The organism is Clostridium chromiireducens, assembly GCF_002029255.1.
Taxonomy (GTDB): Bacteria; Bacillota; Clostridia; order Clostridiales; family Clostridiaceae; genus Clostridium; species Clostridium chromiireducens.
This window is the reverse complement of record NZ_MZGT01000010.1, coordinates 86139-102911: the sequence shown is the minus strand read 5'-3', so window position 1 is coordinate 102911 and position 16773 is coordinate 86139. Positions and strand designations below refer to the sequence as shown.

The 16773-nt window shown below is 31.5% G+C and carries 11 protein-coding genes, 3 tRNA genes, 1 rRNA gene and 1 other annotated feature; of the genes, 1 reads left to right on the top strand and 14 read right to left on the bottom strand.

Annotated features, from left to right (window positions below):
- Positions 1-322: ribosomal RNA gene (locus CLCHR_RS05130) — 16S ribosomal RNA — on the bottom strand; the annotation flags it as partial.
- A 638-nt stretch (positions 323-960) separates the two neighbouring features.
- Between CLCHR_RS05130 and CLCHR_RS05125 the strand changes: the two genes are divergently transcribed.
- The gene (locus CLCHR_RS05125) at positions 961-1971 is read left to right on the top strand and encodes a DUF5050 domain-containing protein (protein WP_079438610.1); all 1011 of its coding nucleotides are present in this window, start codon (positions 961-963) and stop codon (positions 1969-1971) included.
- A gap of 92 nt (positions 1972-2063) precedes the next feature.
- Here the strand turns inward: CLCHR_RS05125 and murD are convergent, their stop codons facing one another.
- From murD to tilS, 13 genes are all read right to left on the bottom strand, one after another.
- Positions 2064-3440 (bottom strand): UDP-N-acetylmuramoyl-L-alanine--D-glutamate ligase, encoded by a 1377-nt coding sequence (gene murD, locus CLCHR_RS05120; RefSeq protein WP_079438609.1) that lies wholly within the window; start codon positions 3438-3440, stop codon positions 2064-2066.
- Between the two features lie 145 nt (positions 3441-3585).
- Positions 3586-4977: a glycine--tRNA ligase gene (locus tag CLCHR_RS05115; protein ID WP_079438608.1), complete on the bottom strand. Its 1392-nt coding sequence runs from the start codon at positions 4975-4977 to the stop codon at positions 3586-3588.
- Between the two features lie 50 nt (positions 4978-5027).
- Positions 5028-5201, bottom strand: a binding site (T-box leader).
- Positions 5202-5278: 77 nt separating this feature from the next.
- A tRNA-Asn gene (locus tag CLCHR_RS05110) sits at positions 5279-5353 on the bottom strand.
- A 405-nt stretch (positions 5354-5758) separates the two neighbouring features.
- A tRNA-Asn gene (locus CLCHR_RS05105) sits at positions 5759-5833 on the bottom strand.
- Positions 5834-6154: 321 nt separating this feature from the next.
- Positions 6155-6229, bottom strand: a tRNA-Asn gene (locus tag CLCHR_RS05100).
- A gap of 293 nt (positions 6230-6522) precedes the next feature.
- A complete protein-coding gene (gene lysS, locus CLCHR_RS05095; protein ID WP_079438607.1) occupies positions 6523-8028 on the bottom strand; it encodes a lysine--tRNA ligase in 1506 nt (501 codons plus the stop codon).
- 13 nt (positions 8029-8041) lie between these two features.
- Positions 8042-8524 (bottom strand): transcription elongation factor GreA, encoded by a 483-nt coding sequence (greA, locus tag CLCHR_RS05090; RefSeq protein WP_079438606.1) that lies wholly within the window; start codon positions 8522-8524, stop codon positions 8042-8044.
- A 397-nt stretch (positions 8525-8921) separates the two neighbouring features.
- Positions 8922-9887 (bottom strand): tRNA dihydrouridine synthase DusB, encoded by a 966-nt coding sequence (gene dusB / locus CLCHR_RS05085; RefSeq protein WP_079438605.1) that lies wholly within the window; start codon positions 9885-9887, stop codon positions 8922-8924.
- A 46-nt stretch (positions 9888-9933) separates the two neighbouring features.
- Entirely contained in the window at positions 9934-10734 is an 801-nt protein-coding gene (locus CLCHR_RS05080; RefSeq protein WP_079438604.1) for a type III pantothenate kinase, read from the bottom strand.
- Between the two features lie 184 nt (positions 10735-10918).
- Entirely contained in the window at positions 10919-12589 is a 1671-nt protein-coding gene (locus CLCHR_RS05075; protein ID WP_079438603.1) for a formate--tetrahydrofolate ligase, read from the bottom strand.
- A gap of 281 nt (positions 12590-12870) precedes the next feature.
- Positions 12871-14679: an ATP-dependent zinc metalloprotease FtsH gene (gene ftsH, locus CLCHR_RS05070; protein ID WP_079438602.1), complete on the bottom strand. Its 1809-nt coding sequence runs from the start codon at positions 14677-14679 to the stop codon at positions 12871-12873.
- 74 nt (positions 14680-14753) lie between these two features.
- Entirely contained in the window at positions 14754-15293 is a 540-nt protein-coding gene (gene hpt, locus CLCHR_RS05065; protein WP_079438601.1) for a hypoxanthine phosphoribosyltransferase, read from the bottom strand.
- 2 nt (positions 15294-15295) lie between these two features.
- Entirely contained in the window at positions 15296-16702 is a 1407-nt protein-coding gene (gene tilS / locus CLCHR_RS05060) for a tRNA lysidine(34) synthetase TilS (RefSeq protein ID WP_079438600.1), read from the bottom strand.
- Positions 16703-16773: the final 71 nt, after the last annotated feature.

Sequence of the window (16773 nt, the reverse complement as noted above, 5' to 3'; positions counted from 1 at the left end):
TCAGTCCCAATGTGGCCGATCACCCTCTCAGGTCGGCTACGCATCGTCGCCTTGGTGAGCCGTTACCTCACCAACTAGCTAATGCGACGCGGGTCCATCTCATAGCGGATTACTCCTTTAATTGCTGTTTCATGCGAAACTACAATCTTATGCGGTATTAATCTTCCTTTCGAAAGGCTATTCCCCTCTATGAGGCAGGTTACCCACGTGTTACTCACCCGTCCGCCGCTAATCCGTTCCCGAAGGAACTTCATCGCTCGACTTGCATGTGTTAAGCACGCCGCCAGCGTTCGTCCTGAGCCAGGATCAAACTCTCAATAAAAAGTTTAATCTTAGCTTACTCAAATAAAGAATTGCTGGTTTACTTAAATGTATTTATATATTCTGTTCAATTTTCAAAGATCTCTCAGTCACTCGACTGCTTTATTATGATAACATTCTTAGTTTTTATTGTCAATATCTTTTTAAAGATTTTTTCAAATAATTTTACTAACCATGTTTTTACTTGTTGCTCACTTGCCGTGACAACAAATATTATAGTACCACGTTTTTTCTAATCAATTTATTAATCATATCCAATATATTAGAATTATTCTTATATTTCATTAATTTTCTCATTTATACTATATATTTCATTAACAGACACGCCTGGCAAAGTTAATCTTGCTTTTAAGTAATTCTTAGAGAATTATTAATTTATACAACTAAGCTTTACTCTTATACTAATTTATTCTACTATATAATATAGTAGTGTTCGTTATATATTTTATTGTTAATTACTACAATAATATACTCCTTCTGTTGATTTTATTATTTCAATTTCGAATTTCGTTAACTTAAACAATTTATACTCTATAGAACCTACATATATTGTACGACAATAACTATATATATGATTTACTAGTATTATTAGCGAATCTTATAACATAAATATAATTTTAATTCAGGGAGATTTCGATGATGAATAAAAAAATATTAAGTTTATTACTATCAGTTACTATAATTTCTTTTATAGGTTGCACAAATAACACGGCATCTTCTAAAGATTCTACTCCAAGTTCCCCTTCACCAAAATCATTGGAGGTTCCAAATTCTACAGCAAGTGACCCAGTTACATTCTCTTTAACTGATAATTCTTCATACTTTTGTCCATTCGTTTTTAATGGGAATGATTTAATTTTTCCTAATCCAGATGAAAATAATAGAATTTCAACAATTCCTGATCCACTACCAAAGGATATTCTCGAAAGCAAAAATGTCACTGACTTCGCAGACTATTCTTCCAGCAATATAGTATTGATAGATAAAAATATATTTTTTTCTAACGACTCAGAAAATGGTGCTTTATCTTCTTTTAATATAACTGACAAAACATATAGTAAGTTAAATACACATTCAGTTGATAATTTAATTGCTGTTAACACAGAATTGTTTTACAAAAATAAGAATGATAATAATATATACAAGTATGATACTGTATCATCTGCAAATCAATTACTATCAACCGATAACGTAGGATCATTCATTATCAACGGTGATTTCGTTATATATCAAAATTTAAGTGATGGTGCAAAGTTATATTCAATTAAAACAGACGGTACTGCTAGACAGAAACTTACTGATTACACAGCAAATAGCTTTGTAGTATACGATGGTAAGTTGTTATTCTTTAACTCTTCTGATAATAATAATTTATACTCAATAGATCCTTCTACTTTAGATTGTAAAAGAATTTACATAATGAACGGGTTCCAATTAAAAGAGATTAATAAGTCTTTGTACTTTATTAACGGAAGTGATTCAAATAACTTATACTCATTATCGGTGGATTTAGGCAAATCAACTACAACTTATAAACCTGAAATTTCTCAAGGAATTAATGATTATTACTTAACCTCTTCTGGAATTTTTTATAGCCCAAGTATTAATGTAAATAACATTTGCTATGCCAAATTCTCTACCAAAAGTTAGTCTATCAAATAAAAAGGATGAATGAAAATTCTTCATTATAAGCGAATCATTTTCATTCATCCATATATATTTACCCTTCAAACATACTGCTACTATAAGTTTTTCACGATTTCCTTAAATTTATTTCCTCTAACCATAAAATTAGGATACATATCAAATGAAGCGCATGCTGGCGATAAGGTTACAATGTCTCCTTTTTTAGCTATCCTCTTAGCTATATTTACAGCTTCCTCTAAGGATTCCGCTATCTTTATATTGATTTTTAATCCTCTCTCCTTTTCCAATTTGTCAAATACTTCTTTGATCTTGTTCTTTGTAGCACCTAAAAGTATTAGTTCTTTTATATAAGGATAGCCTTCATATGCTAGTGGCTCAAAAGGTATATGTTTATCATACCCACCTGCAATTATTATCACCTTTTCATCAAATGCCTTCAATCCGGCTAAAGTTCTTGTAGGACTTGATGCTATAGAATCATTATAATACTTAACTCCATCTATTTCTCTTACCAATTCGCACCTATGCTCAACTCCTGTAAAAGCTTCAGCCACCTTTTTCATTGTCTCCACTGAAACATCATCTTTAGTTGCTATAAATGCTGCGAGATAATTTTCAACATTATGCATTCCTTTTATTAATATATCATCCTTTTCACAAATTTCTTTTCCTTCAACATAAAGCATACCATCCTTATAGTGGGCGCCATCTAATATCTCTCTTTTAGAACTAAATTCTTTCACAGTTCCCCTTGCCTCTTTTACGAATTCATGAGTAATTTCATTCTCTCTATTCACTATCAAAAGTCCTTCTGAACTTTGGAATAAGAAAATATTCTTCTTTGCATCTATATATTCTTGCATGTCTTTATGCATATCTAAATGATTTGGAGTTAAATTTGTACATATAGCAACATCAATTTCTTGAGTCATTGTCATAAGTTGAAAACTAGACAACTCTAATACAACCCTATCTCCATCATTAATGTTTTCTATTTGTGAGAATAACGGAGTTCCTATATTTCCTCCAACCCAAGTTTTATATCCTTGTTCTTGAAGCAATTTTGAAATAATTGTTGTAGTTGTTGTCTTTCCATCGCTGCCTGTAATTCCATATACCTTTCCTTTAGTATATCTCACAAACTCCTCCATCTCGGATGTAATGTATGCCCCTTCATTCTTAGCCTTTACTAATGACTCGCTATCAATCCTCATTGAAGGTGTCTTGAATATTACATCAAATCCTGAAAGTTTATCTAAATAGCTTTCTCCAAGCTCTAGTTTTACTCCTTTATTATTAAATTCATCGGCCACTTCACCCAGCTCTTCCTCATTTTTTTTATCAAATGCTGTTACTGAAGCACCTAAAGTAAGTAAGAAGTTAATTAGTGGAATGTTACTTACTCCAATTCCAACAACACCAACTTCTTTCCCAACTATAAATTTCTTAAAATCTTTAAAGTCTCTTTTCATGTCTATCCTCCAAATTCAAATCATCTATCCCTATATGATATAATTTATTACCAAAATCTGTTCTTTACTATTTTAATTATAGCACTTCGACAAAAAAAATAAACCGACTCAAAAAGAAATTATTTTGAGTCAGTTATATTTGTTTTTAGAATTCTAAACTTGATTGAATGTAATTTTCTAGCTCGCTTATCTTAACTCTTTCTTGTTCCATAGTATCTCTATTTCTAATAGTAACTGATTCGTCTTCTAATGTATCAAAATCAATTGTTATACAGAAAGGAGTTCCTATTTCATCCTGCCTTCTATATCTCTTACCTATACTTCCAGTTTCATCAAAATCTAAGTTAAACTTTTTGCTTAAATCTCCATAAAGGTCTAGAGCCTTTTCAGAAAGCTTCTTAGAAAGAGGCAATATTGCCGCCTTAAATGGAGCTAATGCTGGATGTAAATGCATTACAGTTCTAACATCTCCACCTTCTAACTCTTCTTCATCATAAGCTTCAATTAAGAATGCTAAAGCAACTCTATCAGCGCCTAATGATGGCTCTATAACATATGGTATATACTTTTCATTAGTTGTCTGATCTAAATAGCTTAGATCTTGTCCTGAGTGTTCTTGATGTTTAGATAAATCGTAATCAGTTCTATCTGCTATCCCCCAAAGTTCACCCCATCCAAATGGAAATAAGTATTCTATATCCGATGTCGCATTTGAATAGAACGATAGCTCTTCCTCACCATGATCTCTCATCCTTAAATTATCAGGTTTTACATTTAGATTAAGCAAAAAGTTCCAACAATAATCCTTCCAGTATTTGTGCCATTCTAAATCAGTTCCTGGTTTACAGAAGAATTCTAATTCCATTTGTTCAAATTCTCTTGTTCTAAAAGTAAAATTACCAGGTGTAATCTCATTTCTGAAAGATTTACCTATTTGAGCTATACCAAACGGAACTTTCTTTCTAGATGTCCTTTGTACAGCTTTAAAGTTAACAAATATACCTTGTGCTGTTTCTGGTCTTAGGTAAATTTCTGCTTTAGCATCTTCCGTAACACCTTGGAATGTTTTAAACATAAGATTAAATTTTCTTATATCTGTATAATTCATTTTTCCACATTTCGGACAAACTATATTATTACTCTCAATATATTCTTTTAACTGATCATTAGTCCATCCATCAGCGCTAGCTACCTCTGCTCCATTTTCTGTCATATGATCTTCAACTAATTTATCTGCTCTAAATCTTGCCTTACATTCTTTACAGTCCATTAACGGATCCGAGAAACCTCCAACGTGTCCTGAAGCAACCCAGACTTCTCTATTCATTAAAATAGCGGAGTCTAATCCAACATTGTAAGGGCTTTCTTGAACAAATTTCTTCCACCATGCTTTTTTAACGTTATTTTTGAACTCTACTCCTAGAGGACCATAATCCCACGAATTTGCTAGCCCACCATATATATCAGAGCCAGGAAATACAAATCCTCTATTTTTACAAAGAGCTACAATCTTTTCCATTGTTTTTTCTACTGCCATCGTTTTATCCCTCCAAATATTTTTTGATAAAAATAAAAAGGCTATAAGCACAAAGGGACGAAATACAATTCCGCGGTTCCACCCTTCTTGGCTCTAGCCCATCTTTCTTCTCTAATTAACCTACACTCAAAAGCTCCATTCATTTACAAATAATAATGATTTCCACCAAACATCATCTCTCTTTAATTTACTTATAAATTACTCCTCTTTTTCAACGTGTATATTCAATTTATAAATTTATTTTAACAAAATTCCTTTATATGTCAAGATTAAATTATCTTTTAAAAAAGTATAAAAAAAATGGCTCCGCGAAGAGGACTCGAACCTCCAACCTATCGGTTAACAGCCGAGTGCTCCACCATTGAGCTATCGCGGAACGTCATTACTTAATCTATTATATCAAACTTTTATAATTATGCAACCCCATTTTTCATATTTATTTATTTTCTTTTATATATAGACTTGTGTTTATATATAAACCTGATAATGAGCAATAATTTGAGGAGGAATTATATGAACAAATACACCTCATAGGCAGTTTCACTAGAAATCTAGCATTCCGGAATTTCCGTTATGAAAAAAGTACTTACATCCAATCTAATTCACTTTAACAGTTTATAATTACAATTTATCAACATAAAAATCTTCAACTGATATACCTTAAAATTTTCGATTTTAATCATAACAAAAATAATATAATTTAATATATTAAAAGGGTGGAGAATAATTCCCACCCTTAGCTATTTCACTTATTTCTATTTTCTAAAAAAGTATAAAAAAATGGCTCCGCGAAGAGGACTCGAACCTCCAACCTATCGGTTAACAGCCGAGTGCTCCACCATTGAGCTATCGCGGAACGTCATTACTTAATCTATTATATCACCTTTTTATAATTATGCAACCCTTTTTTTCAATTCTTTTATTTTTTTCAAATATGAACTTTTATCTCCGTCTAAACCTAAATATGTAATTCATTTATGGGGGACAATACTTACAATATATACCTTGCAGATAAATCTATTAGAGATCCGGTACTTCAAGAACTTATGTCACCTTTACCTTAACATGGATGCAAATTTACATAACATGAATATAATTTAATATATTAAAAGGGTAGAAAACACTTTCTACCCTTAACTACTTACTGATTTTTATTTTTCAAAAAAGTATAAAAAAATGGCTCCGCGAAGAGGACTCGAACCTCCAACCTATCGGTTAACAGCCGAGTGCTCCACCATTGAGCTATCGCGGAACGTCATTACTTAATCTATTATATCAAACTTTTATAATTATGCAAGCTTTTTATATTAATTTTTTTAAATAAGTTAAGAATAACTTGTTTAAAATTCATAATAACTAGTTTCTTTACAATATATTGAAATTTCATTGAGTTTTCTCGAAATATATCTATATGCAAAATCCTAATCAATATAAAAAAAGATCCATACACGTTCTATATGAACACATATGAATCTTTTATCGTATATATTACTACGTATTAAACTTTACAAAAATTTCTTTTTCAGGACCTACTTAGCTTCTTTATTATTTTTGTGGCCTCATTGTTGGGAATAATATAACATCTCTAATTGAAGCTGAATCAGTCAAGAACATTATAAGTCTATCTATACCCATTCCCATTCCACCTGTCGGCGGCATACCAGTTTCAAGAGCGCTCATGAATTGCTCATCTAACATATACGCTTCATCGTCTCCAAGTTCTCTCTCTTTAGCTTGTTGTTCAAATCTTTCTCTTTGAACTATAGGATCATTTAATTCTGAGTATGCATTACAAAGTTCTCTACCGAATACAAAACCTTCGAATCTCTCAGTGAATTCAGGATTTCCTCTCTTTTTCTTTGTAAGAGGTGAAATTTCAACTGGATAATCTGTAACGAACGTTGGCTGAATCATGTTTGCTTCACCGAATTCCTCATATAAGGCATTTAGTACTTCACCCTTTGTAACTGTATCTAATGGTTTAGCAAATTCTATATGTTTCTCTTTTGCTATAGCCTGAGCTTCCTCATTAGATTTAATTTCGTTAAAGTCTACACCTGCATATTCTTTAACAGCATCAACCATAGTTATTCTTCTCCATGGTGGTTTAAAATCTATTTCTGTACCTTGATAAGTAACTTTAGTAGTTCCATTTATCTTTTCACAAATATATGCAACCATATTTTCTGTAATTTCCATCATATCATTATAATCAGAATAAGCTTCATATAATTCAATAGATGTAAACTCTGGATTATGTCTAACTGACATACCTTCATTTCTGAAGTTTCTTCCTATTTCATATACTTTTTCAAATCCAGCAACAATTAGTCTCTTAAGATATAATTCTGGTGCTATTCTTAAGAACATATCCATATCTAAAGTATTGTGATGCGTAACAAATGGTTTAGCTGCCGCACCACCAGCTATAGCACCAAGTATTGGCGTTTCTACTTCTATAAAACTTCTAGTATCTAAGAACTCTCTCATTGCTGAAATAATTCTACTTCTCTTAATAAAAGTATCCTTTACTCCTGAATTTGTAATTATATCAACTTCTCTTTGTCTATATCTTAAATCCGGATCTTTTAATCCATGCCATTTCTCTGGAAGCGGCTTTAGAGACTTACAAGTTAATTCAAAAGTATTTACATTTACCGATACTTCGCCTGTTTTTGTTGTAAACACTTCACCTGTCGCAGCAACCCAGTCACCTAAATCAAGAGTTTTATATTGCTTTAGATTCTCCTCTCCAACCTTATCAATCTTTAAGAATAGTTGAAGCTTTCCATCTTTATCATGTATGTCTGAGAACACAACCTTACCTTGGCCTCTCTTGGACATTATTCTTCCTGCTACTGTTACCTCTTTACCTTCTAATTCATCATAGTTTGCCTTAACCTCTTCTGATGTATGAGTTCTGTTAACTTTATAAACATCAAAAGGATCTTTTCCAGCATTTTGTAGATCTGCAAGCTTATCTCTTCTCAATCCTTCTTGTTCATTATATTGAGACTCTAACTCTTGCATACTCATTTCTTCTGTTGACATAATGTACCTCCAATTAACTTCTACTTATTCCTAAGATTTCAAATTTATTCACTCCATCAGGAACCGTTACTTCCACTATATCACCAACTTTTTTACCAACTAAAGCTTTTCCAACTGGTGATTCATTTGATATTTTAAAATTTATAGGATCCGCTTCTGCTGAACCCACTATTGAATATTCCACTTCTTCATCAAATTCATAATCTTTGACTTTAACTTTTGATCCAACTGAAACTATATCACTTGGAATTTCTGATTCATCAACAACTACAGCATTTTTCAACATGTTTTCTAATTGAATTATTCTTCCTTCTGTAAATGCTTGGTCGTTTTTAGCTTCATCATATTCGGAGTTTTCACTCAAATCTCCATATCCTAATGCAATTTTAATTTTTTCAGTTATCTCTTTTCTTTTTACTGTCTTTAAATATTCAAGTTCACTTTCTAACTTTTTTACACCTTCATAAGTCATTACATATTGTTTTGATTGGCTCATATACTTTACTCCCCTTTAAAACCTTTTATAATTATTTAATTAATAATTGTAATTATTGAGTTTGATTCAAACTAATATTACCTAAGTTTTCTTATTATACGCTTTATCATTAAGATATTATACTGTTAATAAAATAAAACTTATCAAACTAACATAAATACATTATAATATCTCCTTAGCCTCAAAATCATTTAACTAATTATAAATCAGCATATTTGATATGTCAATAAATCCTAACTGAAAGCAATTCATAGTATTCTGTTTAATTCATCACTAAAATATTATTTGATTTAAGTTAGAAATTTGTTGTTAATCTTATAATATCTACAATATTATTTTTAATACGTATAAATAATAAATTTATGCGAGTATTAATAATATGATTTTAGTGATCAAATTATACTTCTTCTTTATATTTCTTCAAAATTTCTATTACTTTGCTGCTATCATTTATTGTATTAATTTCATTTTTAATATCTGTACATCTTGGTAACCCTTTAATATACCATGATGCATGTTTTCTCATCTCTCTTATAGCTTTAAATTCACCATCGTATTTAAGTGCCAATTCATAGTGCCTAAGGCACATTTCAACTCTTTCCCTATGTGATATTTCTTTAATAGGTTCATTTTTTAATATGCTGCTAACTTGCTTAAATATCCATGGATTTCCTTGACTTCCTCTAGCTATCATTATGCCATCGCAGTTAGTTATTTCTTTCATCTTTAAAGCGTCTTCTGGAGAAAATACATCTCCATTTCCTATTACAGGTATTGACACACCATCTTTGACTTTTTTTATTATATCCCAATCGGCAAACCCTTGATACATTTGTTTTGTAGTTCTTCCGTGGATAGCAATTGCATCAACCCCTGCTTGTTCCATACCTTTTGCAAATTCTACTGCATTAATGTTATCATCATCAAATCCTTTTCTAAACTTAACAGTAACTGGTTTTGATGAAACCTTTTTTATTTCCTTTACAATATTAAATGCAAGTTCTGGTTCTTTCATTAATGCAGACCCTTCTCCATTTTTAACTATTTTAGGAGCAGGACATCCCATATTTATGTCTATAATACAAATATCATCTCTATTATTAAGATGTTCCTCGCAAATATTTGCCATAATCTCCGGATCTCTTCCGAAGATTTGAGCCGCCACAGGTCTTTCTTCATCTGCTGTTCTAAGCAATGCTTGTGTATTCTCACTTCCATAATATAACGCTTTAGCACTAACCATTTCAGTATAAACTAACCCACATCCCATTTCTTTGCATAGTCCTCTAAAAGATATATCTGTTACACCTGCCATGGGTGCTAAGAATATATTATTCTCAAAGGTTAACTTCCCTATCTTCATTTAGAATGTACTCCTCACCTTCTATATTTTCGGACTGCATATTATTTTAGCTTTGAAAATTTTCCGTTTCCTTATTTTTTTCATATAATATTTTTAATCCTTCTAAAGTTAAATCCGAATCAACTTTGTCTATAACATCAGTTTCTTTAGCTATTAAATTAGCTAACCCACCTGTTGCTAGCACAAACGGTTCTTCCTTATATTTAGAATTTTTCATTTCCTGTTTCATCTTTTTAACTATATATTCAACTTGCCCAATATAACCGAATAAAATTCCTGCCTGCATGCTTGATACAGTATTTTTGCAAATCATATTCTTAGGCACTTCCAATTCTACTCTTGGAAGCTTAGCTGCCCTTTCAAATAAAGCATCTGCTGAAATTCTTATTCCAGGACATATACATCCTCCAAGATAATCTCCATTTGCCCTAACCGCGCAAAAAGTCGTGGCTGTTCCAAAATCAATTATTATAACTGGTCTTTTATAGATTTCATACGCCGCAACGGCATTTACTATTCTATCAGCCCCAACTTCTCTTGGATTATCATATTTAATATTTATTCCCGTCTTCACTCCCGGTCCAACTATTATAGGTTCATGGCAAAAGCATTTTCTTAACATATTTTCTAAAGAATGCATTATATTAGGAACAACAGAAGAGACTATAACTCCAGCAATATCTTTAGGATTGATATTACTTAAGTTAAATAATTGCATAACCTGTATACCATACTCATCTGAAGTTTTATTTCCTTCACTTGAAATACGCCAACTAGCTATATACTTTTCTCCATCATGTACTCCCAGAACAATATTAGTATTACCTGCATCAACAAGTAAAATCATAGAAAGCACCACCTTAATACAGTTAAATTAAAAGCAGCCCAAAGAGCTGCCTTAATTTAGAAATTCACTTAAAAATAACAATATAATTTTAACAATTCTAATTTATTTGTCAAGGGTTTAACGATCATTTTAATACAATCCCATCATTTTCTTATATTTTTATTTTAATAAATACTTTTATAAGTTAAAATAATCCTATTATCTCTCCACTCTTTAAGACATCCATCTTGTTTGCGGCCGGAACCTTAGGAAGACCTGGCATTGTCATTATATCTCCAGTTTGGACAACTATAAATCCTGCACCATTAGATACTCTAACTTCCTTTACAGTTATATCAAATCCCTGCGGCCTAGCTAAAAGACTTGGGTTATCTGATAAAGAGTACTGCGTTTTTGCCATGCATATAGGCAATTTATCTAATCTAAATTTTTCTAGTTCAGCAATTTGTTTTTTAGCAGCTGGTGTATAATTTACTTTGTCAGCTCCATAAATTTCCCTGGCAATAGTCTGTATTTTTTCTTCAATAGAATCTTCTTTATCATATATTGGTGAAAAATTTGAATTGTTCTTATCTAATATATCTAACACTATATTTCCTAGTTCAACTCCACCTTCTCCTCCTTTGGCCCATACATCACATAGGGCTACTTTAATTCCCATATTATCACAGAAGTTTTTAATAAATTCTACTTCCTCTAGACTATCTGTTACAAATTTATTTATAGCAACAACTGGTGTTACATTAAACTTCTTTATATTCTCTATTTGTTTTTCTAGATTAGCTATTCCATTTGATAAAGCTGAAACATTTGGATTGTTCAATTCAGTCTTAGCTACTCCTCCATGATGTTTTAATGCCCTAATTGTCGCTACTATTACAACACACTCTGGTTTTAACTCTCCATATCTACACTTTATGTCAAAGAACTTCTCAGCTCCCAAATCTGCTCCAAATCCTGCTTCAGTTACTGCAATCTCTCCAAGCTTTAAAGCCAACTTAGTTGCCATTATAGAATTACACCCGTGAGCAATATTAGCAAATGGCCCCCCATGTATTAATGCTGGAGTATTTTCTAATGTTTGAACTAGGTTAGGCTTAATTGCATCTTTCATAAGTAAAGCCATAGCACCTTGAATCTCCAATTGTCTTGCATATACTGGTTCACCGTCTAAATCATATGCAACAACTATATTCCCCATTCTTTCTTTTAAATCTTCTAAATCACTTGCCAAGCATAAAATAGCCATTATTTCAGATGCAACAGTTATATTGAACCCATCTTCTCTAACGAACCCATTAACCTTTCCACCCATTCCAACAACAATATGTCTTAACGCTCTATCATTCATGTCAATAACTCTTTTAAAAACTATCCTTCTAGAATCAATCTTTAAAATATTTCCTTGATGTATATGATTATCTATAGCAGCTGACAATAAGTTATTAGCAGATGTAATAGCATGCATATCACCAGTAAAATGAAGATTAATATCTTCCATCGGAACTACTTGGGCATATCCACCACCTGCAGCTCCACCTTTTACTCCAAAAACCGGTCCTAGGGATGGTTCTCTCAACGCTATTACCGCCCTCTTACCAATCTTATTTAGCGCCTGCCCTAAACCAACAGTGACTGTTGATTTTCCTTCACCAGCTGGTGTTGGGTTTATAGCTGTTACTAAAACTAATCTTCCGTCTTTATTATTCTTTACTTTATCATACACATCTAAAGATATCTTACATTTATATTTTCCATAGTATTCAATATCATCTTCGCAAAGACCTAATTTTTCAGCTATACTTTTTATCGGCTCCATCTTCGCTTCCTGTGCAATTTGAATATCACTTTTCATTTAAGTATCCTCCTAATATTAACCATAATCGATATATTGTATATACATTATATCACTTCAATTTATTCAATAAAAGTTTTTTCGAACAATTCATAGAAATATACTCAAATTATTCGCATTATTGCTGATACTTATTACTATTTTGAGTATAGCAATTATAAATTATGCAAAATATATATTTCCTAAATAGCCTATAGTTAGCCAATTCAATACATTTATGATTTTCCTTGAAAAAACAAAAGCTATTTCAAAATGTTTTACACTGAAATAGCTTTTACTCATTAATTATTTATAAAGATCTTTTCGAATTCTTCTGCATCTAGCTTCTCTTTTTCAATTAAAGCTTGTGCTACAGCATGTAATATATCCATATTTTCTTTTAACAGTTTATTAGCCTTATCATATGCTTCATCAATAAATCTTTTAATCTCTTTGTCTATTTTAGAACCAATTTCTTCACTAAAATCTCTGCCTTTTCCCAAATCTCTTCCAAGGAACACTTCATCATGACTAGATGCATTATATGATATTGTTCCAATTACTTCACTCATACCATAATCCATAACCATACTTCTAGCTATATGACTTGCTCTATCTATATCACTTTTAGCACCAGTGCTTATATCCCCCATGATCAATTTTTCAGCAACTCTTCCACCTAAGAGTCCAACCATTTCATCTTCTAATTTAGATTTTGAAGTGTATGAAGTATCCTCTTTAGGAAGATGCATAGTATATCCACCAGCTCTTCCTCTCGGAATTACGCTTATTTCATGAACCGGGTCACAATTCGGAAGCAATCTCATAACAACTGCATGACCTGCCTCGTGGTAGGCTGTCAATTTCCTATCATGCTCAGTTATTACTCTACTTTTCTTTTCTGGTCCTGCAATTACCTTAGTTATGGCTTCTTCCATTTCAGACATAGAAATTTGTTTTCTTTCTCTTCTAACTGCAAGTAAAGCTGCTTCATTTGTTAAATTCTCTAAATCTGCTCCTGAGAATCCTGGCGTTCTCTTTGCAAGTACATCTAATTTAACATCGTCTTTAAGAGGTTTCTTTTTTGTGTGTACTTTCAGAATTTCCTCTCTGCCTTTTACATCTGGCGCTCCAACCATTATTTGTCTATCAAATCTTCCAGGTCTCAATAATGCAGGATCTAATATATCTGGTCTGTTTGTTGCCGCAATCATAATTATGCCTTCATTTACACCAAACCCATCCATTTCAACAAGAAGTTGATTTAGCGTCTGTTCTCTTTCATCATGACCGCCGCCTAATCCAGCACCTCTTTGTCTTCCAACAGCATCAATCTCATCTATGAAAACAATGCAAGGCGAATTTTTCTTAGCTTCTTCAAATAAACTTCTAACTCTTGATGCACCAACACCAACAAACATCTCAACAAAATCTGAACCTGATATACTGAAAAATGGTACTCCCGCTTCTCCCGCTATTGCTTTTGCAAGTAAAGTTTTCCCTGTTCCAGGAGGCCCAACTAATAATACACCCTTAGGTATTCTAGCACCCATTTGTATATATCTAGCTGGCAACTTTAGAAAATCAACAATTTCTTCAAGTTCTGCTTTTTCTTCATCTGCACCCGCTATATCTTCAAACGTTACAGTTTGAGTATCTGGAGTTACCATTTTGGCCTTACTTTTACCAAAATTCATAACACCTCTACCTCCACCTCCGCTTTGGGACTGTTGTGTAAATATAAATAAGAATATAAATATAAATACTGCCATCAACACAAATGGAAGCAATGTTGCAATCCATGTTGCATTATTAGATGGTTTTTCAAAAACCACTTTAACTTCTGATTTGGGTTGATTCTCTATTAATGAACTAACAAGTTCACCTGGAGCATACGTAACAAAACTCTTATTATCAGTTGTCTTACCTTCTATGGTCATACTATCTTCTTTAATTATAACGCTCTCTATTTCGTTTGCATTCCACTTTTGTACGAATGCACTATATGCCATATCACTTGACCCTTTTCCTGTCTGCCACATAGTAACTGCTGCTAAAACTAGCATGACAGAACACACAATCCATACAGCTGCGCTTGAATATTTTTTCATTCAAGGCCCCCCTCTCTCATCATATTTAAAATTTTACCATACGAATATTCTTATTACAACGAAAATTGCAACCCCTATTTTTCATATACTTCAGGTTTTAATATACCTATAAACGGTAGATTCCTATATTTTTCAGCATAATCTATTCCATACCCAACTATGAATCCATCGGGTACTTCAAACCCAACATATCTAACATCTAAATTCGAAACTCTTCTTGCTTGCTTGTTTAGTAAAGCTACTATTTCTATACTATTTGCCTTTCTAGCTTCTAAATATTTTAATAAATATGTTAAAGTAACTCCTGTATCAACAATATCTTCAACTACTAGTATATCTTTTCCTTCAATATTATTGTCTAAATCTTTCAAAATTCTCACAACACCAGATGTCTCTGTAGAATTTCCATAGCTTGATACTGCCATAAAATCTATTTCACAATGAATAGATATATTCTTAATTAACTCTGCCGCAAATAAAACAGATCCTTTTAATATTCCAACTACAACTAAATCCTTTCCTTTATAATCATTACTTATTTTATCAGCAAGTTCTTTAATTCTCTTTGTTAAGACCTCTTCTGAAAATAATATCTCTTGTATATCTTGTTTCATATTCAATATTCCTTCCTCTCGACAACTACTTTTAATATATTTTTACTTTGTGCAGTAACTTTATATTCTTCTGAATTTCTGACCCCAATAATCCATGCAACTCTTTCATCAAAACATAAAATGGGGATAGTATCTCTTTCATCTTTTGAAATCTTCATATCAATGAAGATATCTTTCAATTTTTTACTTCCATTCATACCTAAAGGAACAATTTTATCTCCATTCTTTCTATTTCTTACTGAAATAATCCCATTTACCTTATCAAAATCAAAATATTTTATTAAATTACTTTCATTTAAATTTATACTATTTTCTTTGTGATTATTCATCACTGAAAACTTAATGTAATAATTACGAAATTCAATTGTATTGTTATGCGCATTATTCTTATTTAGATTTATCTCTTCTTTGATATTAATTGTATTTAGTTTTTCTTTTTTTCTTTTTATGTATATATCTCCATAAATATTTTCAACATAAATTTGATTTGGTAATTCTGATACTTTCCCAGATTCCTTTTTAGCTAAATCAATAATCATATATATATGCTTCATTTCAAAATCATAGTTCGATTTTGAATACTTAGTTATGGCATGTCTTAGTGTTCTATTAAGCACGGCTTCTTCTTCTCTAAATATCTCCCTTTTTATTATAAAATAATCATCATATTCTACACAATATTTATTGTATAAATCTAGAGATAATTTTTCAAGGAATTCATTATCTTTTTTTAAAAGCACTGACATCCTATTCAAAGTTTGTACTATATCTTCATTAAAATTAGCTTTCATATATGGTAATATATCTAATCTTATTTTGTTCCTATTATATATTCTTTCAAAATTAGTTTTATCAATTCTAGGTTTTAAATTTTTAGATTCTATATATTTTTCAATTTCTTCTCTTCCAAGACATAAAATGGGCCTTATTATCTTTTCATCTCTAAATGCCTTAATTCCTACAATTCCTTCAAGACCAGTCCCCCTCATAATCCTAAATAAAATCGTTTCCGCTTGATCATTAGCATTATGTGCTGTAGCAATTTTATTAAATCCTTCCTTCTTCAGAATCTCATCAAAAAAATCATATCTAACACTTCTACCTGCCATTTCTGAAGACACCTTATATTCCTTAGAATATTCATTTATATCCACACGTTTTATAAAGTATCTTATTCCCATTTCCCTGCATATATTAGTTACATATTCTTCATCCTTATATGAATCGTCACCTCTTAAAAGATGATTTAAATGCGCTGCAGCTATTTCTATCTCTAATTCCTCTTTTAATTGGAATAATATATTCAAAAGACATACAGAGTCAGGTCCTCCTGAAAGAGCTATTAGAACTTTATCTCCCGGTTTAATTAAATTATTATCTCTTATATAAGATAGCACTTTTGTATACAAAAATTAACACACCTACTTTTTTTGTAATATAGTATCGGTAAACATAATGCTGTATAGTATATTTTACGCAT

Coding starts and splice junctions, on each gene's coding strand:
- CLCHR_RS05125 (WP_079438610.1), top strand. CDS start 961: ATGAATAAAAAAATATTAAGTTTATTACTATCAGTTACTATAATTTCT.
- murD (WP_079438609.1), bottom strand. CDS start 3,440: ATGAAAAGAGACTTTAAAGATTTTAAGAAATTTATAGTTGGGAAAGAA.
- CLCHR_RS05115 (WP_079438608.1), bottom strand. CDS start 4,977: ATGGCAGTAGAAAAAACAATGGAAAAGATTGTAGCTCTTTGTAAAAAT.
- lysS (WP_079438607.1), bottom strand. CDS start 8,028: ATGTCAACAGAAGAAATGAGTATGCAAGAGTTAGAGTCTCAATATAAT.
- greA (WP_079438606.1), bottom strand. CDS start 8,524: ATGAGCCAATCAAAACAATATGTAATGACTTATGAAGGTGTAAAAAAG.
- dusB (WP_079438605.1), bottom strand. CDS start 9,887: ATGAAGATAGGGAAGTTAACCTTTGAGAATAATATATTCTTAGCACCC.
- CLCHR_RS05080 (WP_079438604.1), bottom strand. CDS start 10,734: ATGATTTTACTTGTTGATGCAGGTAATACTAATATTGTTCTGGGAGTA.
- CLCHR_RS05075 (WP_079438603.1), bottom strand. CDS start 12,589: ATGAAAAGTGATATTCAAATTGCACAGGAAGCGAAGATGGAGCCGATA.
- ftsH (WP_079438602.1), bottom strand. CDS start 14,679: ATGAAAAAATATTCAAGCGCAGCTGTATGGATTGTGTGTTCTGTCATG.
- hpt (WP_079438601.1), bottom strand. CDS start 15,293: ATGAAACAAGATATACAAGAGATATTATTTTCAGAAGAGGTCTTAACA.